This is a genomic window from Sneathiella chungangensis (genome assembly GCF_009882935.1).
Lineage (GTDB): Bacteria > Pseudomonadota > Alphaproteobacteria > Sneathiellales > Sneathiellaceae > Sneathiella > Sneathiella chungangensis.
This window is the reverse complement of record NZ_WTVA01000001.1, coordinates 622,200-645,332: the sequence shown is the minus strand read 5'-3', so window position 1 is coordinate 645,332 and position 23,133 is coordinate 622,200. Positions and strand designations below refer to the sequence as shown.

General features: G+C 59.6%; 23 protein-coding genes and 1 tRNA gene. 14 read left to right on the top strand and 10 right to left on the bottom strand.

Annotated features, from left to right (window positions below; translation table 11 throughout):
* Window positions 1–82: 82 nt before the first annotated feature.
* The 4 genes from GQF03_RS03165 to GQF03_RS03150 all read right to left on the bottom strand — a co-directional run bounded on the left by GQF03_RS03165 (window position 83) and on the right by GQF03_RS03150 (window position 1,042).
* Window positions 83–274, bottom strand: coding sequence for a YqaE/Pmp3 family membrane protein (locus GQF03_RS03165; protein WP_161337722.1), 192 nt, complete (start codon window positions 272–274; stop codon window positions 83–85).
* A gap of 38 nt (window positions 275–312) precedes the next feature.
* Entirely contained in the window at window positions 313–549 is a 237-nt protein-coding gene (locus GQF03_RS03160) for a YqaE/Pmp3 family membrane protein (RefSeq protein ID WP_161337721.1), read from the bottom strand.
* A gap of 113 nt (window positions 550–662) precedes the next feature.
* Window positions 663–736, bottom strand: a tRNA-Cys gene (locus GQF03_RS03155).
* Window positions 737–838: 102 nt separating this feature from the next.
* On the bottom strand, window positions 839–1,042 hold the full coding sequence (locus GQF03_RS03150) for a DUF1177 domain-containing protein (RefSeq protein WP_161337720.1): 204 nt from the start codon (window positions 1,040–1,042) through the stop codon (window positions 839–841).
* Between the two features lie 20 nt (window positions 1,043–1,062).
* Here GQF03_RS03150 and GQF03_RS03145 point away from each other — a divergent pair, with 20 nt between their 5' ends.
* From GQF03_RS03145 to GQF03_RS03110, 8 genes are all read left to right on the top strand, one after another.
* On the top strand, window positions 1,063–2,490 hold the full coding sequence (locus tag GQF03_RS03145; RefSeq protein ID WP_161337719.1) for a circularly permuted type 2 ATP-grasp protein: 1,428 nt from the start codon (window positions 1,063–1,065) through the stop codon (window positions 2,488–2,490).
* 7 nt (window positions 2,491–2,497) lie between these two features.
* Complete coding sequence (locus tag GQF03_RS03140) at window positions 2,498–3,439, top strand: alpha-E domain-containing protein (RefSeq protein ID WP_161337718.1); 942 nt, start codon at window positions 2,498–2,500, stop codon at window positions 3,437–3,439.
* 4 nt (window positions 3,440–3,443) lie between these two features.
* On the top strand, window positions 3,444–4,247 hold the full coding sequence (locus GQF03_RS03135) for a transglutaminase family protein (RefSeq protein WP_161337717.1): 804 nt from the start codon (window positions 3,444–3,446) through the stop codon (window positions 4,245–4,247).
* A 29-nt stretch (window positions 4,248–4,276) separates the two neighbouring features.
* Window positions 4,277–5,008 carry a proteasome-type protease gene (locus tag GQF03_RS03130; protein WP_161337716.1) on the top strand — a complete coding sequence of 244 codons (732 nt, stop codon included), beginning with the start codon at window positions 4,277–4,279 and terminating at the stop codon, window positions 5,006–5,008.
* Window positions 5,009–5,121: 113 nt separating this feature from the next.
* Window positions 5,122–5,778: a protein-L-isoaspartate O-methyltransferase family protein gene (locus tag GQF03_RS03125; RefSeq protein WP_161337715.1), complete on the top strand. Its 657-nt coding sequence runs from the start codon at window positions 5,122–5,124 to the stop codon at window positions 5,776–5,778.
* 203 nt (window positions 5,779–5,981) lie between these two features.
* The gene (locus tag GQF03_RS03120; protein WP_161337714.1) at window positions 5,982–7,337 is read left to right on the top strand and encodes a TolC family outer membrane protein; all 1,356 of its coding nucleotides are present in this window, start codon (window positions 5,982–5,984) and stop codon (window positions 7,335–7,337) included.
* 104 nt (window positions 7,338–7,441) lie between these two features.
* Window positions 7,442–8,143, top strand: a complete 702-nt coding sequence (locus tag GQF03_RS03115; protein ID WP_161337713.1) for a DUF2497 domain-containing protein — start codon at window positions 7,442–7,444, stop codon at window positions 8,141–8,143.
* A 78-nt stretch (window positions 8,144–8,221) separates the two neighbouring features.
* A complete protein-coding gene (locus tag GQF03_RS03110) occupies window positions 8,222–10,861 on the top strand; it encodes a valine--tRNA ligase (RefSeq protein ID WP_161337712.1) in 2,640 nt (879 codons plus the stop codon).
* A gap of 29 nt (window positions 10,862–10,890) precedes the next feature.
* On the opposite strand, the gene GQF03_RS03105 is transcribed toward GQF03_RS03110, so the two are convergent.
* Entirely contained in the window at window positions 10,891–11,634 is a 744-nt protein-coding gene (locus tag GQF03_RS03105) for a phosphatase PAP2 family protein (RefSeq protein WP_161337711.1), read from the bottom strand.
* A gap of 210 nt (window positions 11,635–11,844) precedes the next feature.
* Here GQF03_RS03105 and GQF03_RS03100 point away from each other — a divergent pair, with 210 nt between their 5' ends.
* Window positions 11,845–13,299: an amidase gene (locus GQF03_RS03100; RefSeq protein ID WP_161337710.1), complete on the top strand. Its 1,455-nt coding sequence runs from the start codon at window positions 11,845–11,847 to the stop codon at window positions 13,297–13,299.
* A 259-nt stretch (window positions 13,300–13,558) separates the two neighbouring features.
* Window positions 13,559–13,984 carry a hypothetical protein gene (locus GQF03_RS18725; protein ID WP_194237074.1) on the top strand — a complete coding sequence of 142 codons (426 nt, stop codon included), beginning with the start codon at window positions 13,559–13,561 and terminating at the stop codon, window positions 13,982–13,984.
* Window positions 13,985–13,990: 6 nt separating this feature from the next.
* Here GQF03_RS18725 and GQF03_RS03090 read toward each other — a convergent pair whose 3' ends face one another.
* Window positions 13,991–14,404 carry a PaaI family thioesterase gene (locus GQF03_RS03090; RefSeq protein ID WP_161337709.1) on the bottom strand — a complete coding sequence of 138 codons (414 nt, stop codon included), beginning with the start codon at window positions 14,402–14,404 and terminating at the stop codon, window positions 13,991–13,993.
* A 190-nt stretch (window positions 14,405–14,594) separates the two neighbouring features.
* Between GQF03_RS03090 and GQF03_RS03085 the strand changes: the two genes are divergently transcribed.
* Window positions 14,595–16,154, top strand: a complete 1,560-nt coding sequence (locus GQF03_RS03085; RefSeq protein ID WP_161337708.1) for a long-chain-fatty-acid--CoA ligase — start codon at window positions 14,595–14,597, stop codon at window positions 16,152–16,154.
* A gap of 13 nt (window positions 16,155–16,167) precedes the next feature.
* On the opposite strand, the gene GQF03_RS03080 is transcribed toward GQF03_RS03085, so the two are convergent.
* Window positions 16,168–17,832 carry an OmpA family protein gene (locus GQF03_RS03080; protein WP_161337707.1) on the bottom strand — a complete coding sequence of 555 codons (1,665 nt, stop codon included), beginning with the start codon at window positions 17,830–17,832 and terminating at the stop codon, window positions 16,168–16,170.
* A gap of 187 nt (window positions 17,833–18,019) precedes the next feature.
* Here GQF03_RS03080 and ilvD point away from each other — a divergent pair, with 187 nt between their 5' ends.
* From ilvD to GQF03_RS03065, 3 genes are all read left to right on the top strand, one after another.
* A complete protein-coding gene (gene ilvD / locus GQF03_RS03075; RefSeq protein ID WP_161337706.1) occupies window positions 18,020–19,873 on the top strand; it encodes a dihydroxy-acid dehydratase in 1,854 nt (617 codons plus the stop codon).
* 179 nt (window positions 19,874–20,052) lie between these two features.
* Window positions 20,053–20,487: a hypothetical protein gene (locus GQF03_RS03070; protein WP_161337705.1), complete on the top strand. Its 435-nt coding sequence runs from the start codon at window positions 20,053–20,055 to the stop codon at window positions 20,485–20,487.
* 31 nt (window positions 20,488–20,518) lie between these two features.
* The gene (locus GQF03_RS03065; protein ID WP_161337704.1) at window positions 20,519–20,881 is read left to right on the top strand and encodes a hypothetical protein; all 363 of its coding nucleotides are present in this window, start codon (window positions 20,519–20,521) and stop codon (window positions 20,879–20,881) included.
* Between the two features lie 21 nt (window positions 20,882–20,902).
* On the opposite strand, the gene GQF03_RS03060 is transcribed toward GQF03_RS03065, so the two are convergent.
* The 3 genes from GQF03_RS03060 to erpA form a co-directional block, all read right to left on the bottom strand.
* Complete coding sequence (locus GQF03_RS03060; RefSeq protein WP_161337703.1) at window positions 20,903–21,808, bottom strand: hypothetical protein; 906 nt, start codon at window positions 21,806–21,808, stop codon at window positions 20,903–20,905.
* 60 nt (window positions 21,809–21,868) lie between these two features.
* Window positions 21,869–22,642: an exodeoxyribonuclease III gene (xth, locus tag GQF03_RS03055; protein WP_161337702.1), complete on the bottom strand. Its 774-nt coding sequence runs from the start codon at window positions 22,640–22,642 to the stop codon at window positions 21,869–21,871.
* A 70-nt stretch (window positions 22,643–22,712) separates the two neighbouring features.
* On the bottom strand, window positions 22,713–23,054 hold the full coding sequence (gene erpA, locus GQF03_RS03050; RefSeq protein WP_240958694.1) for an iron-sulfur cluster insertion protein ErpA: 342 nt from the start codon (window positions 23,052–23,054) through the stop codon (window positions 22,713–22,715).
* Between the last annotated feature and the right edge of the window lie 79 nt (window positions 23,055–23,133).

The following is a 23,133-nucleotide window of genomic DNA, read 5'->3' as shown; positions in this document are numbered from 1 at the left end:
TTGCGCCTTGGCCTGCCAAGTCCTGATTTCCGGTTTCGGCAAAAAAATCGCGTCAATCCGGCGCGGCGGCGCGGCGCGCGCGCTATTCCTCGCCGTGGGCCGCGGCGATCTTCTTGTCCGTGTTATACTGGCTGAGCGCATAGACGGCCCAGATCGCGGCCGGGATCCAGCCGATCAGCGTGAGTTGCAGGATCAGGCAGATAATCCCCTGGAACGGCTTGCCGATGGTGAAGAACACCAGAAACGGCAGGATAAGCGCGATAATCAGTCTCATGTAACACAACTCCCGAAATTTGACGACTGGCGGGCAGCTTACCCAACCTTGCCGGACTTGGCAATTGCCCGATGGCGGGGATACCTGCCGGGCTTGGCGGACTTTGGCTTGCGGCGGCCGGGGCGGGAGCGGTGCAGGGCCACGAGCGCCCAGATCGCGGCGGGCAGCCAGCCGAGCACGGTCAGTTGCAGGATCAGGCAGATGACCCCCTCGACCGTACGGCCGAGCATGAAAAACAGCAGCCAGGGCAGTAGAATTCCGATTGCGATATACATCGATGTCTCCTCAACTCACAGGGCGGACGGACGGCGGCCTCAGCGGGACGCCGGGTCGATGACGCGCGGGCGCCGGGGTCTGTGAGAAAATCGATGATTTTTCGGGGGAAATTTGGAGGCCTGGACCGGAATCGAACCGGTGTACACGGATTTGCAATCCGCTGCGTCACCACTCCGCCACCAGGCCTCGATATCGTGGTGTGACGCCGAAAGCCTTGGCGTTGTAAGGCTTTCGGCAGGGAGTGTCAAGCGCAACAATGGCGCGGAGAAACGGCCCGGCGGCGGGGCGTCAGGCGTCGACTTTCCCGCCTGACTGGAAATGCTCCATGGGCCCGTAAAGCGCCGCGATTTCGGCGAATTCCCCGCGATCATAGAAATCGCACGCACCCGCCGTGGCCGGGAAGGCGCGTTGCGGGGGCGGGGAAAGGGGCAGGTGACGGGTTTCGGGTGTCCGGAGGGCTTTTGCGTGAATTTTCCTGTTGCGCCGCAGCACAATTCATCTACTCTGGTTGCATGCAGAAATCGCAGACTATTTTTGATGAAATGAACGGGGAGGCGGGCTCGGTCCGGTATCCCTACCAGGATTATCAAAAATGGCTCGAGACGGAGGACCCGGCGAGACTGCGCCGCAAATCCGCCGCGTCCGAGGCGTTTTTCCGCCGCACCGGGATCACCTTTAATGTCTACGGACGCGAGGAGGCGGCGGAGCGGCTGATTCCCTTCGATATCATTCCGCGGGTAATTTCGGCGCGCGAATGGTCGCGGCTTGAACGCGGCATCGAGCAGCGCGTGCGGGCAATCAACGCGTTTCTTCATGATATCTACCACCGCCAGGAGATCATCCGCGCCGGACGCATCCCCAAGGAACTGATCGCCAACAACGACGCCTTCCTGCCGCAGATGATCGGCGTGTCGCCGCCGGGCAATGTCTATACCCATATCGTCGGGACCGACCTCGTGCGCACCGGCGAGGATCAGTTCTACGTGCTGGAGGATAACGCGCGCACGCCCTCGGGCGTCTCCTATATGCTGGAGAATCGCGAGACGATGCTGCATATGTTTCCCGAGCTGTTCGCGCAGGTCCGGGTGCGGCGGGTCAGCGATTATCCGAAGAATCTCCGCCGCTCGCTCGGTGATTGCGCGCCCCCGGTCTGCGACGGCAAGCCGGTCATCGCGGTGCTGACGCCGGGCATCCATAATTCCGCCTATTTCGAGCATTCGTTCCTTGCCGACCAGATGGGGGCGGAACTGGTGGAGGGGCATGACCTGCGGGTCGTCGACGGGCGGATCGCCATGCGGACGACGCGCGGCTACGATCCCATCGATGTATTGTATCGCCGCGTCGACGATGATTTCCTCGACCCGCTGACCTTCAATCCGCAGTCGCAGCTGGGCGTTGCCGGGATTATGGACGTCTACCGCGCGGGCGGCATCACGATTGCGAATGCGCCGGGAACGGGCATTGCCGATGACAAGGCGATCTATTCCTATATCCCGGAGATCGTGGAATTCTATACCGGCGAGAAGGCGATGCTCCAGAATGTGCCGACCTGGCGCTGCGCGGAGCCGGACGCCCTTGCCTATGTGCTGGAAAATCTTCACGAACTGGTGGTCAAGGAGGTGCATGGCTCCGGCGGCTACGGGATGCTTGTCGGGCCCGCCGCGAGCAAGCGGGAGATTTCTGCCTTCCGCACCAAGCTGAAGGCCAAGCCCGGAAACTATATCGCGCAGCCGACTTTGGCGCTCTCGACCGTGCCGATCCTGACCAAGAAGGGACTGGCGCCGCGCCATGTCGATCTCAGGCCCTTCGTGCTGGTCTCGCCAAGGAATGTCGAGATCACGCCGGGCGGGCTCACGCGGGTGGCGCTGAAGGCGGGCTCGCTCGTCGTCAATTCGAGCCAGGGCGGCGGCACCAAGGACACCTGGGTGCTGGAGGAGTGACGGGACAATGCTAGGCAAGACCGCAGGGGGGCTATTCTGGATGTTTCGCTATCTTGAGCGAAGCGAGAATACCGCCCGCCTGCTCGATGCCGGCTTTCGCATCGCGCTGACCCGCTCGACCGCCGCGGAAAACGAATGGGCTTCCGTCGTCGCCACCGCCGGGGTCACGCAGGCCTATACCGAGAAATATGACCAGTATGTCGCCCGCAACGTGATCGATTTCCTGCTGCGCGACAAATCCAATTCGTCGAGCGTTATGTCGGTAATCGAAGGCGCGCGCAACAATGCCCGCCTGGTGCGCACGGCCCTGACCCGCGAGGTCTGGGAGGCGACCAACGAATGTTACATCACCCTGAAGGATCTGCTTTCCCATCCGATATCGGAGAGGGACCTTCCGGAGACGCTGAATACCATCCGCCAGCAGAGCGCCCTCGTGCGCGGGGCGCTGCACGGGACGATGCTGCGCAATGATATTTTCGATTTTGCCCGCCTCGGCACCTTTCTCGAGCGCGCCGACAACACCGCGCGTATCCTCGATGTGAAATATTACGTGCTGTTGCCCTCCGCGTCCTTTGTCGGGTCGTCGCTAGATAACGTGCAGTGGGAATCGATCCTGCGCTCCGTGTCCGCGCAGCGCGCCTATCGCTGGCTGAACCCCGGGGATATCAACCCGATGGGCATTGCCGAATTCCTGATCCTGGACCGCCGGCTTCCGCGCTCGCTGGTGTTCTGCTATGCGAAAATTGTTGATAACCTCGGTTATCTCGAGGAAGATTACGGTCTCAGGCTTGACTGCCATGACATGGCCATCCCGATTTTGAACCGGCTCAAGGAAAGCACGATCAATTCCATCTTCGATGAGGGATTGCACGAGTTCATTACGGCCTTTATTCGGGACAACATGGCGCTCGGCAGTCAGGTGCAACAGGATTACCGGTTCATCGGATGACGTCATGCTCTTGAAAATCTCGCATCTGACCAAGTATCACTATGAGGAGCCTGTGCGCTATGCGCTGCAGCAGCTCCGCCTGATGCCGAAATCCGGCGTCGGCCAGAATGTGGTTTACTGGGATGTCACCGTCGAGGGCGGGGTGCAGGAGCTCGAGTTTGAGGATCAGTTCAACAACCGCGTGGTGCTGGTCAGCACGAACCCCGGCGAGACCGAAGTCTCCATCCGCTGCGACGGGGAGGTTGATACGACCGATCTGCACGGCATTATCGGGCCGAACAGCGGGTTCGCGCCGCTCTGGTTTTTCCAGCGCTCGACGCCGCTCACCGCCGCCGGCAGCCGGGTCCAGAAACTCATCAAGCAGCTGGGAAGCGACTACGACACCGACGTGACGATGATGCATGCGCTCTCCCGCCTGATCGGAGAGGTGGTGCCCTACCAGACCGGGGAGACCCATTCGGAAACAACGGCGGAGGAGGCACTGGTCGCCGCCAGCGGTGTTTGCCAGGATCATGCGCATATTTTCATCTCCACCGTGCGCGCGCTCGGCTTTCCCGCGCGCTATGTCAGCGGCTATCTGATGATGGATGACCGGGTCCATCAGGAAGCGACCCATGCCTGGGCGGAGGCGTTTATTCCCGATATCGGCTGGGTCGGTTTCGATGTCTCCAACGGGATTTCGCCCGATGACCGCTACATTCGCGTGGCGACGGGTCTTGATTACAAGGATGCCGCGCCTGTGTCCGGCCTTCGGATGGGCAGCGGCGGCGAATTCATGGATGTTTCATTGCAGGTTCAACAACAATAATTTCAAGGGCAGGGACTGACGTAAAGGAAATGACTTATTGTGTCGGCTTGAGGCTCAACAGGGGCCTCGTTTTTATGTCGGACACGCGTACCAACGCCGGCGTCGACAATATTTCGGTTTTCAAGAAAATGCATAGCTGGGTCATTCCGGGGGAGCGGGTCATCACCATGATGACGGCGGGCAACCTGGCGACGACGCAGGCGATTATCAGCACGCTCGATGAACGCTCGAAGGCGCCGGCGGACCGCAAGCCGTCCATCCTCGAGGCGCCGTCGATGTTTCAGGTCGCGCGGCTCGTCGGCGAGACGGTGCGCGAGGAAATCCACACCAACAGCTTCGAGGGGCAGGAGGCGGATTCCTCCTTCAACGCGACCCTGATCGTCGGTGGCCAGATCAAGGGGAGCGATCCGCGCCTTTTCATGATTTACCCCGAGGGGAATTTCATCGAGGCCTCGGCGGAGACGCCGTTCTTCCAGATCGGCGAGACGAAATACGGCCGGCCCATTCTCGTCCGTGTCTATGATCCGGACATGAGCTTCGAGGATGCGGTGAAGCTGATGCTGGTGTCCTTTGATTCGACCATAAAAGCCAATCTGTCGGTCGGGCTGCCGCTCGATCTCCAAGTTTATGAGAATGACAGCTTCCAGGTTGCCCGCGAACAGCGCATCGCCCTTGATGATCCCTATTACAACCAGATTTCCACCGGTTGGGGGGAGGCGCTGAAGGAAGCCTTCAAATCCTTGCCCGATTTTACCTTTTAGGCCGCGAGGCGCGATTGCGGACGGTGCGTCGTCCGCTGACCTTATGTCTTGCGCTGGGGGGAGGTTATTCAGTATAACCACGGGAGTTTGCATTAGGGGGTGATCGGAAAATCATGATCTCTGAAAAATTCGCCGAGGCGCGCCGTCACATGGTGCTGAGCCAGCTGCGACCGAACCGGATTACGAATGACCGGGTGGCGGACGCCATGAATACGGTGCCGCGCGAGGAATTCGTGCCCAAGGAGCTGCGCGGTGTTGCCTATCTGGACGAGGATCTGGAAGTGGCGCCGGGACGGTTCGTCGTCGAGCCGCGGGTTTTTGCGCGCCTGCTGCAGGAGGCGGATATCGGCTCCACCGATGTCGTTCTCGATATCGGCTGCGGGACCGGTTATTCCTCCGCCGTGCTCGGCTTTCTCGCGCAGGCCGTCGTCGCCATCGAGAGCGATCCGGCGCTGGTCGAGACCGCAAGCGAGATCCTGAGCCGTCTGGAATGCGATAACGTCGCTGTCGTCGAGGGGGCGCTGGCCGAGGGGAATGCCAAGCAGGGACCCTATAACGTTATCCATATCAACGGATCGATCTCGACGGTGCCGCAAAGCCTGCTCGATCAGCTGGCCGAGGGGGGGCGCCTGATCTGCGTGCTGGGGTCCAACCCGGGGGTCGCGACCGTCTACCGCCGGCAGGGCGGCGATTTCTTTCCGCGCGCCGCCTTTGACGCGTCGGTGCCGCCGTTGGCCGATCTGATGGTTGCCGCGCCGTTCGAATTCTGATCGGAAAGGCCGCAACCGTCACAAATTTGCCACGTCTGGCTGAAATAACGACCGGACGTGGCGCGATAAACGCGGATTTGGTTTCAATATCGGTCGTCAATTATATGATTTTTTTAAAATTGTTGATTGATTCCGGTATCGGGATTAAATTCGACTATGGTTAATTTCTGAGCGGCCTAATTTGGGTTCGAGAGGCGAGTTTAATGAAAAAAGTAGTTTTGACCGTTGCATCCGTCTTAGCCGTGACGATGCCGATGTCTCTGGCAAGCGCCGAGACGTTGCAGGATGCGCTGGCTTCAACTTATGAAAATAACCCGACCCTGCAGGCGCGGCGGGCCAATGTCCGGAGCGTCGATGAAAATGTTCCGCAGGCTCTGTCCGGGTGGCGTCCCGAGGTTTATGCGACCGGCGAGGTAGCCGCGCAGCATAACGACACCAATGTGACGACCGCGGGCAAGGACACCAATCCCCGCGAAGCGGCGTTGATTGTCTCGCAGCCGATCTATTCCGGCGGCCAGACTGTCGCCTCGACCAAATCCGCCGAAGCGACCGTTCAGGCGGCCCGCGCCGGATTGCTTTCCGCGGAACAGACAATTTTCCAGTCCGCCGTCGAAGCCTATATGAATGTGCTGCGCGATGAGGCGCTGGTTGAGCTTAACCAGAACAACACGGTGGTTTTGCGCCGCCAGCTGGAGGCCGCGAATGACCGCTTCCAGGTCGGGGAAATCACCCGTACCGACGTTGCCCAGGCGCAGGCCCGTCTTGCCGATTCAATTTCCCGGCTGATCCAGTCCGAAGGTAATCTCCGCTCGACCCGGGCGAATTTCGAACGGATCGTCGGCCGTGCCCCGGAGGCGCTAGAGGACCCTTTGGTGCCCGCCGACTTCCCGGAGTCGGAAGAGGCGGCACTGGCGATCGCCCTTGATAACCACCCGGATATCGAAGCTGCGAAATATAACGAGGAAAGCTCCCGCTATGATATTCGCGCCACCTCCGGCCAGCTGCTGCCCTCGGTTGAAGTGAACGGCAGCCTGTCGACCGGCAAGGAACTTTCCGGCGCGAACACCAGCAATGACACAGCGCGCATCGGCGCGGTGCTGACCGTGCCGCTCTATCAGTCCGGCTCGGTCTACAGCCAGGTCCGTCAGGCCCGTCAGGTCAACAGCCAGCGGATGCAGGAAATCGAGGAAACGGTTCGCGCGGTTCGGGAATCAGTGATCCAGGCATGGGAGCTTCTGGAAACCTCCCGCTCGCGCATCGGTGCGAATGAAGAGGCGGTCCGCGCCAACACCATCGCGCTGGAAGGCGTTGAGCAGGAAGCCCAGGTTGGCTCGCGCACGACGCTAGATGTCTTGAACGCGGAGCAGGAACTCCTGCAGAGCAAGGTAGACCTTGTGACCGCCCGGCGTGATCAGTATGTGGCGATCTATTCGGTTCTGGCCGCGATCGGCAAGCTGAACGCCCGTGACCTCAACCTCGATGTCGAATATTACGATCCAGCGACCAACTATGAGAGGGTCCGCAACAAATGGTTCGGTACGGATGGCGGATTGGATTAAGAAATAATTAAATCAAACCGGCCATAGTCGATCGGAAGAGTGATTTTGCAATGTATCACGCGCCTTTCGTGATCTAGGCCCCCGGTTTCAATGGTGAATTGACGATGAGCGATCCAACGACAGAACAAGAGCCGACGATGGAAGAGATACTCGCCTCCATCCGTCGTATTATCTCTGAAGACGGAGAAGAGGAAGGCGAAGGCCAGGAAGCGGACGCTGTCGAAGCCGCCGGAGACGCCGAAGAGGAAACCGAGGCAATGTCCGAGGACGAGGCTCCGGAAATAGAAGCGGAAGCTGACGCCGAGCCGGAGCCCGAACCGGAGCCGGAGCCTGAACCCGAACCCGAGCCGGAAGAGGATGTTCTGGAATTGACCGATGAGGTCGATGAGGAGGAGGCGCTCACCCTCGACGAGGAAGTGGAGGAGGAAGCGGTTGAACTCGCCGTTGAGGCCGAAGAGGAGCCTGAGGCGGAAGCGGATCCAGAGATGGAACCCGAACCGGACGTAGAAGAAGAACCGGTAACGGAACCGGAAACGGCGGAAGAAGTGGCCGCCCGCACATCGAGCAGCCTGCTGGCTGACCCCACTATTGCCGCAACGACAACGGCCTTCGCTAGCCTGGCCGGCGCTGTTGCTTCATCACGAGGATTGCAGATGGGTAAGAATGCGACTTTGGAAGAAATGGTCAAGGATATGCTCCGGCCGATCCTGAAAGACTGGCTCGATCAGAACCTCCCCCAGATCGTGCAGCGCATCGTCGAGCGCGAAGTGAGCAAGCTCGCTGACCGGGCGGACGACGACGATTAAAGTCTTTCCTCCCGGGTAGTGAGCCGACTATATTACTCCCGAAATTTTGCCGACGAATAAATAAAGGAAGGTTCAGCGATGCTGGACAAATCTTATCGACCCGACGAGGTCGAGGGAAAGCTCTATTCGAAATGGATGGAGCAGGGGGCGTTCGCCTGTGGACGCGCCAAATCCGACGATACCTACACGATTGTCATCCCGCCGCCGAATGTGACGGGCAGCCTGCATATGGGCCATGCGCTCAATAACACCTTGCAGGATGTGCTGATCCGGTTTGAGCGGATGCGGGGAAAAGACGTGCTCTGGCAGCCGGGCATGGACCATGCGGGCATCGCGACCCAGATGGTGGTCGAGCGCCAGCTGGGCGAGCAGGGAAAAACCCGCCACGATTTCGGCCGCGAGAAATTCATCGACAAGGTCTGGGAATGGAAAGACCAGTCCGGCGGACAGATTTTCCAGCAGCTGCAACGCCTTGGCGCGACCTGTGACTGGGACCGCGAACGCTTCACCATGGATGAAGGCCTCTCCAAGGCCGTCCGCAAGGTGTTCGTCCAGCTCTATAAAGAGGGGCTGATCTACCGCGACAAGCGGCTGGTCAACTGGGATCCGAAATTCCACACCGCCATTTCCGATCTCGAGGTCGAGCAGAAGGAAGTCAACGGCCATATGTGGCACTTCCGCTATCCGGTCGAGGGGGAGGAGGGGCGCTCCATCACCGTCGCGACGACGCGGCCTGAAACCATGCTGGGTGATACGGGCATTGCCGTTCATCCCGAAGATGAGCGCTATACCGATCTGGTTGGCAAGTTTGCGATCCTGCCCATCGTCGGGCGGCGCATTCCGATTGTTGCCGATGACTATGCGGACCCGGAGCAGGGCTCCGGCGCGGTGAAAATCACCCCCGCCCATGATTTCAATGACTTTGAGGTTGGCAAACGCGCCGGTCTTGAGGTGATCAATATCATGGATGAGAACGCGCATCTGAATGACGCGGTGCCGGAAGAATATCAGGGCATGGAGCGGTTTGAGGCGCGGAAAAAAGTCGTCGCCGAGATGGAAAGCCTCGGCCTGCTCGAGAAAATTGACGATCATCCGCATACGGTCCCCTATGGCGACCGCTCCGGCGTTGTGATCGAGCCGTTGCTCACCGATCAGTGGTTCGCCGATGCGGCGACCTTGGCCCAGCCCGCCATCCGCGCGGTGGAGAACGGCAAGACGAAATTCGTGCCCGAGAAATGGACCAACACCTATTACGACTGGATGCGCAATATCCAACCGTGGTGCATCTCGCGCCAGCTCTGGTGGGGGCATCGCATTCCCGCCTGGTTCGGTCCCGACGGCATGATCTTCGTTGAGGAAACGGAGGAAGAGGCCCTTGCCGCCGCCGAGGCGCATTATGGCCGCAAGGAAGAGCTCGCTCAGGACAATGACGTTCTCGATACCTGGTTTTCCTCCGCGCTCTGGCCCTTCTCGACCTTGGGCTGGCCCGACAAGACGCCGGAGCTTGCCCGCTATTACCCGACCGATACGCTCGTCACCGGATTTGATATCATCTTCTTCTGGGTCGCCCGGATGATGATGATGGGCCTGCATTTCATGGAAGAAGTGCCGTTTCACACGGTCTATATCCATGCGCTGGTCCGTGATGAGCAGGGCGCGAAGATGTCGAAATCCAAGGGCAATGTGGTCGATCCGCTGGACCTGATGGATAAATATGGCGCCGATGCGCTGCGCTTCTTCCTCTCCACCAGTGCGGCGCAAGGCCGCGATGTCCGCCTTTCTGAACAGCGGGTCGAGGGCTATCGTAACTTCGCGACCAAGCTCTGGAATGCGGCACGTTTCTGCGAGATGAACGACTGTGCCGTTCCAGAAGGCTTCGATCCCTTCGCGGTCAAGGAAACCATCAACCAGTGGATTGTCGGCGAGACGGTGAAATGCGAAAGCGCAGTGCGCGCGGCGATCGAGGGATATCGCTTCAACGATGCGTCGAACGCCATCTACGCCTTCACCTGGAATGTCTTCTGCGACTGGTATCTGGAATTCGCGAAACTGCCGTTCCAGGGCAATGACAAGGCGGAAACGCAGGCAACGGCGGCCTGGGTGCTGGACCAGATCCTGAAAATCCTGCATCCCTTCATGCCCTTCGTGACCGAGGAGCTCTGGGGCAGCGTCGCCGCCACGCGGAAATCGGACCTGATCGTTGCCGACTGGCCCGTCTATCCGGCGGACGCGGATTTTGCAGCCGCCACGGCGGAGATGGACTGGGTGCAGGAGCTGATCACCAGCATTCGCGGTGTGCGCAGCGAGATGAACGTTCCGGCCGGCGCGAAAATCCCGCTCATCTTCAATGACGGCAGCGCGGAGGATAAGGCCCGGCTTGAGAAGCACTGGGATATCATCGCCCGAATGGCCCGGCTCGAATCTTACGCGACGGATGCGGAGGTGCCGAAGGGCGCGCTCCAGTTCGTCCATAAGGGCGCGACGGTTATCCTGCCGCTCGCGGGCGCCATGGATCTCGATGCGGAGAAGGCCCGCCTTCAGAAAGAGATTGGCAAGCTGTCTGGCTATATGACGGGGCTCAACAAGAAACTCGGGAACGAGAAGTTCGTCGCCAACGCGCCTGCCGATGTGGTCGCGGGGGAAAAGGCGAAGCTCGCCGATGCCGAAACCCAGCTCGCCAAGCTGAAGGATGCGGCGGCCCGCCTCGCGGAGCTTTAGGAGATGGACGGGCGCGTTTGCGCGTCCGGCTATTTCCGAATGAGCGCGGGGACCTTGCCCCATCCCCAGCTCAAGGCGCGTTCCACCCAGGCGACATAGGGGCTGACGACAAGCCAGGGCAGCAGGATCAGGCAGGCCGCGCCGCCGCCGACGATAACGTCGGTGAACCAGTGGCCGCCACCGGCCATCCGGGGCAGGCAGACAATAAAAATCAACAGGACGCTGAAGGCCATGGCGTAGATCCGCCCGCGGAACAGCAGGATCACCCCGCCCGCAAACAGCGCGCTGGTCATTGCGTGATCTCCGGGAAAGGAATGGTCGGTCGTGGTCTTGACCGTATAGCCCGTGATGAAATCATTCACATTGTAATAGTCGGTGAGCAGGTAACCGGGGCTCGGGTGAAAAAATCCGCCGAGCACCTTCTTCGAGAAGCCGACGGCAATCGCGATCAGCAGGCCGATCGCGATGATCTTCGCCGTCGCCGCAATGCGGTTCGGCCTCTCCGTCGACATCACCAGATAGACGCAAAACCCCATCATGACGACGAAGGTCGTGCGATCGAAGGTCTTGCTGTTCGTCCAGCCCCAGAAATGAGTAAGTGCGGAGTCCGGGCCTATGGTGCCGTTAAGGGCGCGAAAGACGCGGGTATCGATGGCCTGCCAGACGGTGTCGTAAAGGCCGGTCAGGTTCGTGACCAGCAAAACCAGCGCCAGAATATTGCAAATAATTAGAAGCGTAATCGACCCGCGAAGCCGTAATGACGTATCGGACATACTCTACTTGTGATCCCCCGTTTCCAGTCGTTTGCATCGCAGCCGACATAATCTCGTCCCCCAGGATCATATAGCGGATTTCCTGCTGCAATCTCAAGCGCCAAAAATTTTGATTGAGCGGGGGGTTTAAAACGCTTTAGACTTCATGGGCGAAAACCGTAAATGAGAAACCGGGCGCAAACCGGTTCCAGTCCAGGGAGGGACCCCGACATGACAGCCATACATTTTGCCTCCGCCGTTGAGCAGGCGGCGCGCATCGCCTCCGGTGAAATCGGCGCGGAGGAATTGCTCGATCATTATCTGGCGCGCATCGGTAAATATAACGGCGATCTTAACGCCGTGATCTGGATGGACGAAAAGGGCGCGCGGGCCCGGGCGCGCGCCGCCGATGCCGCGCGCATCCGGGGCGATGTGCTGGGCCCGCTGCATGGCGTGCCGATGACGATCAAGGAATCCTATAACTTTGTCGGCAGTCCCTCGACCTGGGGAAATCCGGCCTGGAAGGACCATTACCCGGAAAAAAACGCGTTGAGTGTGCAGCGGCTGCTGGATGCGGGCGCGAATATCTTCGGCAAGACCAACGTGCCCTTCATGCTCGCCGACTGGCAGAGTTTCAACGATATCTATGGCACCACCAACAACCCCTGGGACCTCGGCCTGACGCCGGGCGGCTCCTCAGGCGGCTCGGCGGCGGCGCTGGCGGCGGGTCTTTCGGGCATCGAGACGGGCTCCGACATCGGCGCCTCGATCCGCAATCCGGCCCATTACTGCGGCGTCTGCGGCCACAAGCCGACCTATAACATTATTCCGGGCCATGGCCAGAAGCCGCCGGGGATCGTCGCGGACAGCGATATTGCCGTGCTCGGCCCGCTTGCGCGGTCCGCCTTCGATCTCGAAGTCGCGCTCGATGTCATGGCCGGGGCGGGAAGCCCGCAGAATGCCGCCTGGACGCTCCGGCTGAAACCGGCGCGGCACCGGCATTTGAAGGATTTCCGCATCGCCGTGATGACCAGTGCCGAAGGCTTCGATGTGGATAACGACTATCAGGCGGCGCTGAACAAGATTGCCGACAGGCTGGAAGCGGAAGGCGCACGGGTGAGCCGTACGGCGCGGCCCGATATCCCCATCGCGGCAGCTTATGAGACCTATATCCTGCTGCTGCGGGCGGCAACGTCGGGCGCGCTTTCCGACGAGCAACTCGCGCGCTTTCGCAAGATCGTCGCCGAGGCCGATCCGAATGATAAGAGCTACCTCACCCTGATGGCGCGCGCCGGGACCCTGCCGCACAAGGAATGGCTGCGCATCAATAACGAGCGAAAACTCATGGCCCTGAAATGGCAGGAATTTTTCGGGGAATGGGACATCCTCATCTGTCCCGCCGCCGCCGGACCGGCGTTCCCGCAGAACCAGAAGGGGGAGCGGCAGGACCGGATGATCGATATCAACGGCAATTTGCAGCCGAGCACCGATCAGATGTTCTGGGCGGGCTATCCGAATATGGTCGATCTGCCCTCCACCGTGGTGCCGGCGGGGATCACGCCCGGCGGCCTTCCCGTCGGACTGCAGGCGGTCGCGGCCTATGGGGAGGACAAGACCTCGCTCAAGCTCTGCCAGCTGATCGAGGAGGCGTTTGGCGGCTTCACCCCGCCGCCCGGGTACGACTGACGGTCACGGCGGATAATCCTCAAAGACTCCAAGAAAAAGTCATATTTTCGGCGGCCTTTCATAAGAGACTGATATCAAACGAAATTTTGATTCCGCCGCGCGTGGTCTCTAAAACTTTCGTCAAATTGCAGGCGGTTCGCAAGATTTTGTAAAGAAATTCTTGCTACCTCTTATCGAAGGAGATACGCGCCGTAACACTTGGGCTCGAGCGGCCAAGGATGAGCCCGGGAGCGGCGGATTTTCTGCTTTGGAGGCAATCATGGCCTACGCTATTCCGATGATCGAGCCGCAAACCCGTAAACGGGCAATTGCCTATACGGGCATTTCCTGGACCTGCCTGTTTTTCGGGCCGTTCCCCGCCCTCTACAGGGGGCATGTCCTTGGATTTATCGGCATGTCGCTGGTGAATATCGCGACCTTGGGATTCTCCGTCCCGGTTTTCATCTTCGTCTACAACGCCTGGCACTATCATTCGCTGCTGGCGCAGGGGTTCCGCCCGGCGCGGCATAGTTTCGGCGCGGAGACGGAGAAGGTCGTGCGCATGGCGGCGACGGGCCGCGATTTCTACGACGATGTCTACGACCGGGACGACGCGCCGAGGCAGCAGCGCATCCGCCTTGCGAGCCCCGAACCCTCCGACCGCCTGATCGACGATCACCGGCAGGGGTCCCTGTTCCGGAAATAGCGCCGGCTACAGCAGCATCACGCTCGTCGTGACATGGGCGACGGGTTTCGCCGCATTGCCCATATGCAGACTGACTTCCCCATAAACCAGCCGCTTGCCGGTCTTGATAACCCGCGCCTCGGCGAACATTTCCTCGCCCTCAGCCGGGCGCAGGAAGGTTGTCGCCATGTTGACCGAGGTCATGGTAACGAACCCGCCCGCATTGGCGGCGACCGCGAAGACCATGGCGGTATCGGCGAGCGCCATGATCGCCTGACCGCAGATCATGCCGCCAAGCCGGTTCAGATCGGACGAGGCGGGGATACGGAGCGTCGCGTTGTCCTCGCCGATTTCGACGATGCTGATATTCATCGCCTTGATCCAGGGGGCGAAGCTGTTGGTATAGAAGTCTTCTGCTTCCTTTACGGTGATATGTGACATAAAGCCCTGTTGTTATTGAAATTTACGCCTGCCTCACAATGGCGCAAGTTGGCGGGGGAGACAATATCCAATCTTTTTCGCGCGGGCCGCCCTGTCCGGCGCAATTAATTCGGTTGATTAGAAGGCATGGTCTTTACCTTCGGCGCGATTTCTCTAATACTTCATAAAAAAAGCAGACAGGGAGCAGGGAATGTTTATTTCACAATTATTGACGCGGGCGGTCCAGACCAAGGGGGACTGCCTCGCGACCATCTGTGCGGGTCGCGAGCGGACCTACAAGGAATTTGCGCTGCGGGTGCAGAAATTCGCGGGCGCGCTCCGCGGTTACGGCATTACCGGTGGGGAGCGGGTGGCGATCCTCGCGCTCAACTCCGATCGCTATCTCGAATTCTATTATGCGACGCCCTGGGCGGGCGGGGTGTTCGTGCCGGTGAATACGCGTCTCGCGGTGCCGGAATTCGCCTACTGGCTGAACGACTCGGGATCCGAAATCCTGCTCGTCGACGATGCCTTTGCCGGGGCGGTGCCGGAACTTCGAAAGCGCGTCTCCTCGCTGCGGGAGGTGATCTATATCGGCGATGGCGACACGCCCGCCGGCATGCTGAATTATGAGGAACTGGTGGCGGCGCATGAACCGGTGCCGGATGCGGGCCGAGGCTATGACGATCTTGCCGGGCTGTTCTACACCGGCGGCACGACCGGCGTCTCCAAGGGCGTGATGCTGAGCCATACGAATTTTGTCGTCAATACGCTGAACGCCATGCCCTGCTTCAATTTCAAGGAGGATGCGCGCTGGCTGCATGTGGCACCGATGTTCCATATCGCCGACGGCGCCGCCGTCTTCGGCACCACCATGGGTCTCGGCGTGCATGTCTTCATTCCGGGCTTTACGCCGAAGGGCACCATGGAGGCGGTGGAAAAATACCGGATCACCAATACGCTGCTGGTGCCGACCATGGTCAATATGGTGGTTAATGATCCCGAGATCGCCAATTATGACATGTCGAGCCTGAAGGACATCATCTATGGCGCCTCGCCCATGCCGGAGGCGGTGATCATGAAGGCGCTCGAGGTCCTGCCGGAGGCCGGCTTCACCCATGCCTACGGCCAGACCGAATGCGCGCCGCTGGTCACCTTCACCGGGCCGGAATTCCATGTGCTGGAGGGGCCGAACGCGGGCCGCTTCAAATCGGCGGGCCGGCCGATCTATGCGGGCGACGTCCGGATTTTCGATGAAAATGACGAGGAAGTGCCGCCCGGCACCGTCGGTCAGGTCTGCGTGCGCGGCGCCAATGTCATGCTCGGCTACTGGAACAAGCCCGAACAGACGGCGGAGGCGTTGAAAGGCGGCTGGATGCATTCAGGCGATGGCGGCTATATGGATGAGCAGGGCTTCGTCTATATCGTCGACCGGGTGAAGGACATGATCATCTCCGGCGGCGAGAATGTCTATTCCGCAGAGGTCGAGAACGCGGTCTATCAGCATCCGGCGGTCGCCGAATGCGCCGTCATCGGTATCCCGCACGAAACCTGGGGCGAGCAGGTGCATGCGGTCGTCCGCCTGCATGAGGGCAAGGGCGCAACGGAGACCGAGATCATCGAATTCAGCCATAGCCTGATTGCCGGGTTCAAATGCCCGCGCAGCATCGATTTCGTGACCGATCCGCTACCGCTCTCGGGTGCTGGCAAGATCCTGAAGACGGAGCTACGCAAGCCCTACTGGTCGGGCAAGGAAAAGCAGGTGAGCTAGGCGCGCCGGGCGCCTAGTCCGGTTTCGTGCAGTCGCGGATCTCGACCCGCCGTTGCGGCAGGCTACTGCTGTTGTCCTCACCCCGGCCTATCATATAGAGCGCGGTTTTCTCCAGACCGGCCTCCAGCATCAGGTTGGTGACCGCCGCCGCCCGCTGTCGGGACAGGCGGTAGTTGTCGAAACTCGATCCACTCGGGTCCGAATGGCCGGAGATGACGATAAACCGGCTGCCGCCGCCGGCATAGCGCGTGGCAAGCTGCCGGATGAGATCTTGCGTATCCGCCCCCGTCACCCGGGTCGAGCCGGTCTTGAAGGTCACCACCATATGCGGCGAGAGATCCCAGCAATAATCCGGGATCGTCGCGACGATGCGCTTGGTGTGGTCAAGCTCGACCTCGTTCAGCGCATAGGAGACCCGGCCGAGCCCTTCTTCGAGATTGTCGAGCGCGGCCTCGGATTTCGCGGCGCTCCGTTCCAGGGCTTCCAGTTTCAGCTTGAGGTTCGCGGTATCCGTTTCCTCGCGCTGTTGCATCGATTTGCCGAGCGTGGCGATGGTTTCGTTATTCTCGCGCGCGAGTTTCTCGATGCTGTCGATTTTTCCTTCAATGGCGGCGAAGCGGCTGTCTTCCTCATCGTTCCCCTGATCGAAGAGCGGTCCGAGATTTTGCACGGGCACGGCGAAGGGCAGGCGGGTGCTGCCGTTGAAGAAGAGCTCAAACCGGGCGGTGGAGCCGAGGTAGAGAACCGGCGCCGCCGCCTCTCCCTGCTTCAGATTGACGACAGGAAAGCGGAAGAAACTGGTCAGGCTGCGGCGGAATTTTGAGGATACATCGACATCATCGGGAAGATCGGCAAGGTCGCTCTGGCAGAGGTTCGACATATTGAGCGCGGGGTAGAGCGTCGCCGACGGATCGGCTGCGGCCGGCAGGATTTTCCTGTCGGCGACCATGATGATGCATTCGCGCATCTTGCGCGCGTCATATCCGGCATAGAGGATTGATCCCGTCGAGGCGACGACCAGCACCAGGATGGTGACGAAAAAGCGGTGGTTGTTGAAGGTGCAGACGGCGAGAAAACGGCGGTAGATATCGCGGGCGATGTCGGCGGGATCCGGCCCCGACCCTTCGCCGAGCGCGCGCCGGTGACGATGCAGGGAGAGCGCCAGATGTTCCCGGCCAATCAGGATCTGCGACGGATTTTTGCGGTTCCGCTTCGGCAGCAGGACCACGAACATATGCAGCACGTTGAGGATGAATATCCCGAGGCTGAGCCCCATGATCTTCATCCGCCGCACCGGCTTCAGATGCTTGTGGGAGGTAACCATCACGACCTTGACGATCAGCCAGAGGCCGAAAATGACGGCGAGGATGGCGGTGTAGAAAATCCAGGCCTTCAGAACAACAATGGTCAGCACGCCGCCGTTTCGGAGCATGCTGATGAAAAAGTCGCTGAGGCCAGCATATTTCAGGTAATGCAGATCGAAAATTCCGTAGTGGAGCGTCTCGAAGAACAGGCCGAACAGGAAGAAATAACAAAGCAGCAGCGTCGTCAGGAAGGGGACCAGCAGCGCAAGGTTATAGGTCCGGTTTACCCGTAAATGAACCTCGCAGAAAATTTCGTCGTCCAGGGCCTTGTTTCGACAGCGCTCGCCCGCGCGCGTTATTCCTTCACATTGCATTGTTATGGCGCCTCATGCTGATCAATATTCAAATAACCTTATAAATGGTAAAATCTAACCTAAAAACAAGTATAAGTAGAATTATGTGAAAAAAAATTCAGCGGCAGTCGGGTTTTCCGGGCTTGCGCTTGTCCTTGGCGACGGATCGTATTAACTAGAAGCCATAGTTTTAATGAAAGAGAGCGAAATGCCCCAGTATCGATCAAGAACCACCACGCAGGGACGTAACATGGCGGGCGCCCGGGCGCTCTGGCGCGCCACCGGTATGAAAGATGGCGATTTCGAAAAGCCGATCATCGCCATTTCCAACAGCTTCACGCAGTTTGTGCCCGGTCATGTGCATCTGAAAGACTTGGGCCAGATGGTCGCGCGGGAGATCGAGAAATGCGGCGGCGTGGCGAAAGAATTCAATACCATCGCCGTCGATGACGGCATCGCCATGGGCCATGACGGCATGCTCTACAGCCTGCCCTCGCGCGAAGTGATTGCCGATGCGGTGGAATATATGGTCAACGGCCATTGCGCCGATGCGCTGGTCTGCATTTCCAATTGCGACAAGATCACGCCCGGCATGCTGATGGCGGCGATGCGGCTCAATATCCCGACGGTGTTTGTCTCCGGCGGCCCGATGGAGGCCGGCAAGGGCATGGCCGACGGCAAGGAGATCGGCCTCGACCTGATCGATGCGATGATCCAGGCGGGCGATCCGAACGTCACCGACGAACAGGTGGCGGAGGTCGAACGCTCCGCCTGTCCGACCTGCGGCTCCTGCTCGGGCATGTTCACCGCCAATTCCATGAACTGTTTGACCGAGGCGCTGGGCCTCGCGCTGCCCGGAAACGGAAGCATGCTGGCGACCCATGCGGACCGCAAGCAGCTCTTCCTCGATGCGGCGCGCACCATCGTCGATATCACCCGCCGCCATTACGAGATGGACGAGCCGGGCCTGCTCCCGCGGGAGATCGCGTCGTTCAAGGCGTTCGAGAATGCCATGTCGCTCGATATCGCCATGGGCGGCTCGACGAACACGGTGCTGCATCTCCTTGCCGCCGCGCAGGAAGGGGAGGTTGACTTCACCATGAAGGATATCGACCGCCTGAGCCGCCGAGTGCCGAACCTCTGCAAGGTCGCGCCCTCGACGCAAAACTATCACATGGAAGACGTGCACCGCGCCGGCGGCATCATGGGCCTGCTGGGCGAGCTGTCCCGCGCCGACCTTCTGCATACCAATGTGCCGACCGTTCATTCCCCCACCATGGCCGAAGCGATCGAGCTGTGGGACGTCGTGAAAACCCGCAGCAACACGGTGCAGGAATTTTACCGCGCCGGCCCCGGCGGGGTCCGCACGACGGAGGCGTTCAGCCAGTCGAAGCGCTACCCCAGCCTGGATACGGACCGCGAGAAGGGCTGTATCCGTTCGAAAGACCATGCCTATTCGAAGGACGGCGGCCTTGCCGTTCTCTACGGGAATATTGCGCTGGATGGTTGTATCGTGAAGACGGCGGGCGTGGATGAGAGCATCCTCAAATTCTCCGGTCCTGCGCGCCTGTTCGAGAGTCAGGACGCCGCGGTCGAGGCCATTCTCGGGGACAAGATTGTCGCCGGTGACGTGGTGGTGATTGTCTATGAGGGACCGAAGGGCGGCCCGGGCATGCAGGAAATGCTGTACCCGACCTCCTATCTTAAATCGAAGGGTCTCGGCAAGCAATGCGCGCTCCTGACCGACGGGCGCTTTTCCGGCGGCACCTCCGGCCTGTCCATCGGCCATGCCTCCCCGGAGGCGGCGGAAGGCGGGGCGATCGGCCTCATCGAGGAGGGGGATATCATCGATATCGATATCCCGAACCGGACCATCAATTTGCGCATCTCCGAGGAGGAACTGGCCGACCGCCGGATCCGGATGGACGCGAAAGGGGACGCCGGCTGGGCGCCGACGAAGCCGCGCGCCCGCAAGGTCTCGCAGGCGCTTCGCGCCTATGCCGCTCTCACCACCAGCGCCGCAAGAGGCGCCGTCCGCGATGTGGGTCAGCTGAAACGCTAAGCGCGCCCTCCCGCCTTCAAAAAGCCCGCCGGAACCCCCGGCGGGCTTTTTTATGGTTAACGCGCCATTCTCGCGCCGGTTACCCGATAATTTCCTTGACCCGGGGCGACACCCCACCTTTAATGGTTGAAATACATATCAATATTTACGCGAATTTATTTCGAAATTGAGGGGGACTCATGTTTCGCCGTTGTTTTCTTTTCCTTTGCGGTGTCTTGTTGATCGTTGGCTGCACAACGACGGACACGATTGGACCAATTACCCATCGGAAGTTCGATAAGAGCTTCGAGGCGATTCAGATTAATTGGGCAGGTACATTTGGTGGGTCGAAAACCGATATTTACATTCAACGGTCGGAAAAGGATGGCTACCTTCAAATATGCGGCTTTTACATAAAAAGCGACGGTATGGAAGAGGATTTGACGGCCGAATGGCTGAAATATGCCAAAATCACCATTGATGGCGACGAAATTGTCTCGACAAAATTCCTTCTTCCGCAAGAACGCCTACTCAATGCGGACTCTGCTTGTGTCAAGACGACTACAAAATATCAAGCCAGCTTGGCCGCAGGAAAAATCTCTCTTTCGGGGCGCAATGTCCGTCTCAGCTACTAATACGTATCGTAGAAAATTTTAAGGATACTTAATGCGCATCTTCCTTGTCACGCTTTCAGCTTTTTTTCTCCTCGCCGCCTGTCAGGGTTCGCCGGAGAAAGGTGAGAGCGCCGCGACGGAGCAATCGAATGCTGATCCCGAAAAGCTTTTATATAACCTTGGATCGTTTGTAAGCTATAGCGAGGTTTGTACGGAGTTTCGCGGAAGTGGCGCAGACAATAAAATTATTCTGGCTTTCACGCAGAAGTTCGCTGGGGATCCGGAGTTTGACCGTGGCTATGCCCGTTTTTCAAATTACACCGGCTGGGATATTGTCTCCGGGTTGACGGAATGTGACCGGGTGAGAGAGGCGCTTGAAGAATACTACGACGCGATGAAGGCGACGATAGGTTAGGCCGTTGAAAGTTGCCGCCCCTCACAAACTTTTCAGGTACTGATGCGCTTCGGTGAGCGATAGGCCGTGGAGGTCGCGTGCGAGGCTGGTGGCATCGATCCTGTCGCCGCGGCGGACCATCTCGCGAAGGCGCGCGTCCTGCTCCTCCGGTGAAAGGTCGCGGATCGGCGCTTCGTCGGGCTCCTGCCGCCCGCCGGTGATGTAAAGGCCGGTCAGAACCTCGCGCGCCTTGCCGATCTTGGGTTGAAGGCGGGTCATGCGCGTCGTCCAGTCGACGCGGATCACGCCGGTCTCCGCCATCAACTGAAGCGCCGCGCCCTTTGCCCGCGCCGTGATCCCCTTGATCAGGGTCGGGCCGGTGCGGGCGCGTTCCGCCTCCAGCGCCGCGCCGATCTCGCCAAGATCGCCGCCGTAGAGCAGGATTTCGAGGCTCTCCTCCTTTTGCAGCGTTCCATCTTCAGGAATTTCCTTATCGCCGATCATCCGCGTCTTTGCGGTGACAAAGCGAAGCTCGCGGATTTCCCGCCTGGGGATGAAGGCGACGATGGGATCGGCGGGATTGAGCCGGTAATCGCTGTAATTCCGGAGCTTGAGATAGAGCCCCTCCGGCGCCGCGCGGAGCGTCCAGTTGCTGTCCCGCATGGCGGCCAGGGCGGAGAAAAGAAAGATGAGTCCAACCAGGGTGCAGATCAAAACGGTGGCGCTGCAGATGAACCAGACAAAGCTTGAAAAGACCATTGTGAAAAGGCTGTCGCCTATGCTGAACAGGCCATTCATCCCCAGAAACGACGGGAAAATTACCGACCATCCAAGCAGGAACATCGCGACGATAAAATGCCCCTTCCAGGACATCTTCGCGGTAAAGAGCGACGGGCTTTGCCGCGCTTCGTCTTCCGTGATCAGCTCAATATTTCCATACCGGCCCATTGGCATGCCTCATCGCGAGTGATGGATGCAGGCAGCATAGCCGGAAATTGTTAAGATTTTTTACCCCAGATCCGAGAGTTCCACCCAGATCGGCGTATGGTCGGAGGGGCGTTCCTGACCGCGCGGGCCCTTGTCGATACCGACTTGTTCCATCCGGTCCGTGGCCTGCGGGGAGAGGAGGAGATGATCGATGCGGATGCCGTGATCCTTGGCCCAAGCCCCCCGCTGGTAATCCCAATAGGTATAATTCACCTCGCTCGTGAAGGCGCGATAGGCGTCCGCATAGCCGAGATTGAGGAGCTGGCGGAAGCGGTGGCGGCTCTCGGGGCGGGTGAGGGCGTCGCCTTCCCAGGCCTTGGGATCGTAGCAATCCTCATCCTGAGGGATCACGTTGTAATCGCCCGCGAGCACCGTCGGCTCCTCCAGCGTGAGAAGATATTTCGCGCGGGTGATCAGCCGGTCCATCCAGGCGAGCTTGTAGGGGAATTTTTCCGTGTCGGTCGGGTTGCCGTTCGGCAGATAGATAGAGGCGATGCGGACATTGTTCACCGTCGCCTCGATATAGCGGGCCTGCTCGTCGGTATCGTCACCGGGCAGGCCGCGCATCACATCCTCGATCGGGGATTTGGAGAGGATCGCCACGCCGTTATAGGTTTTCTGGCCATGGGTCTCGACATTATAGCCGAGCTCCTCCACCTCCAGGCGGGGGAAGTTTTCATCAATGACCTTCAGTTCCTGAAGGCAGAGCACATCGGGGGCGTAGTCTTTCAGATAATCGACAAGCCGCGGCAGGCGCGCCTTCACCGAATTGATGTTCCAGCTGGCTATCTTCATCCCGACCCCTCGTCACACACAAAAGCCCGGTGAAAACCGGGCCTTTTTTCTAGCATCTTTGACCGACGGGTCAAATGGCAAATGAGGACCCGCAGGAGCAGGAGGCCGTGGCGTTCGGGTTCTTGATCTGGAAGGAGGCGCCGATCATGTCATCGACGAAATCGATTTCCGACCCCGCGAGATACATCAGCGAGAGCTGGTCCACCAACAATGTCGCGCCCTTGTTGGTCACGACCACATCGTCGGGATTTTGCGTATCCTCCAGATCGAAGCTGTACTGAAAGCCGGAACAGCCGCCGCCATTGACCGCGACGCGCAGCATCTTCTTGTCGGAATTCATCTCCTCGACAATCGCGTTGATCCGGTCGGCCGCCGATTCCGACAGCTTCACCGGTGGTTCCATTTTATCCATGACAGACATCTACTTCATACCCATATGCCGAATGCGCGCCGCCTTCGTTATAGAGACTATACATCAAATGATGTATTAA

Excerpts from the sequence above, each read along its gene's own strand:
- GQF03_RS03165 (WP_161337722.1), bottom strand. The coding sequence starts at position 274 with ATGAGACTGATTATCGCGCTTATCCTGCCGTTTCTGGTGTTCTTCACC.
- GQF03_RS03160 (WP_161337721.1), bottom strand. The coding sequence starts at position 549 with ATGTATATCGCAATCGGAATTCTACTGCCCTGGCTGCTGTTTTTCATG.
- GQF03_RS03145 (WP_161337719.1), top strand. The coding sequence starts at position 1,063 with ATGCAGAAATCGCAGACTATTTTTGATGAAATGAACGGGGAGGCGGGC.
- GQF03_RS03140 (WP_161337718.1), top strand. The coding sequence starts at position 2,498 with ATGCTAGGCAAGACCGCAGGGGGGCTATTCTGGATGTTTCGCTATCTT.
- GQF03_RS03135 (WP_161337717.1), top strand. The coding sequence starts at position 3,444 with ATGCTCTTGAAAATCTCGCATCTGACCAAGTATCACTATGAGGAGCCT.
- GQF03_RS03130 (WP_161337716.1), top strand. The coding sequence starts at position 4,277 with ATGACTTATTGTGTCGGCTTGAGGCTCAACAGGGGCCTCGTTTTTATG.
- GQF03_RS03125 (WP_161337715.1), top strand. The coding sequence starts at position 5,122 with ATGATCTCTGAAAAATTCGCCGAGGCGCGCCGTCACATGGTGCTGAGC.
- GQF03_RS03120 (WP_161337714.1), top strand. The coding sequence starts at position 5,982 with ATGAAAAAAGTAGTTTTGACCGTTGCATCCGTCTTAGCCGTGACGATG.
- GQF03_RS03115 (WP_161337713.1), top strand. The coding sequence starts at position 7,442 with ATGAGCGATCCAACGACAGAACAAGAGCCGACGATGGAAGAGATACTC.
- GQF03_RS03110 (WP_161337712.1), top strand. The coding sequence starts at position 8,222 with ATGCTGGACAAATCTTATCGACCCGACGAGGTCGAGGGAAAGCTCTAT.
- GQF03_RS03105 (WP_161337711.1), bottom strand. The coding sequence starts at position 11,634 with ATGTCCGATACGTCATTACGGCTTCGCGGGTCGATTACGCTTCTAATT.
- GQF03_RS03100 (WP_161337710.1), top strand. The coding sequence starts at position 11,845 with ATGACAGCCATACATTTTGCCTCCGCCGTTGAGCAGGCGGCGCGCATC.
- GQF03_RS18725 (WP_194237074.1), top strand. The coding sequence starts at position 13,559 with ATGGCCTACGCTATTCCGATGATCGAGCCGCAAACCCGTAAACGGGCA.
- GQF03_RS03090 (WP_161337709.1), bottom strand. The coding sequence starts at position 14,404 with ATGTCACATATCACCGTAAAGGAAGCAGAAGACTTCTATACCAACAGC.
- GQF03_RS03085 (WP_161337708.1), top strand. The coding sequence starts at position 14,595 with ATGTTTATTTCACAATTATTGACGCGGGCGGTCCAGACCAAGGGGGAC.
- GQF03_RS03080 (WP_161337707.1), bottom strand. The coding sequence starts at position 17,832 with ATGCAATGTGAAGGAATAACGCGCGCGGGCGAGCGCTGTCGAAACAAG.
- ilvD (WP_161337706.1), top strand. The coding sequence starts at position 18,020 with ATGCCCCAGTATCGATCAAGAACCACCACGCAGGGACGTAACATGGCG.
- GQF03_RS03070 (WP_161337705.1), top strand. The coding sequence starts at position 20,053 with ATGTTTCGCCGTTGTTTTCTTTTCCTTTGCGGTGTCTTGTTGATCGTT.
- GQF03_RS03065 (WP_161337704.1), top strand. The coding sequence starts at position 20,519 with ATGCGCATCTTCCTTGTCACGCTTTCAGCTTTTTTTCTCCTCGCCGCC.
- GQF03_RS03060 (WP_161337703.1), bottom strand. The coding sequence starts at position 21,808 with ATGGGCCGGTATGGAAATATTGAGCTGATCACGGAAGACGAAGCGCGG.
- xth (WP_161337702.1), bottom strand. The coding sequence starts at position 22,642 with ATGAAGATAGCCAGCTGGAACATCAATTCGGTGAAGGCGCGCCTGCCG.
- erpA (WP_240958694.1), bottom strand. The coding sequence starts at position 23,054 with ATGGATAAAATGGAACCACCGGTGAAGCTGTCGGAATCGGCGGCCGAC.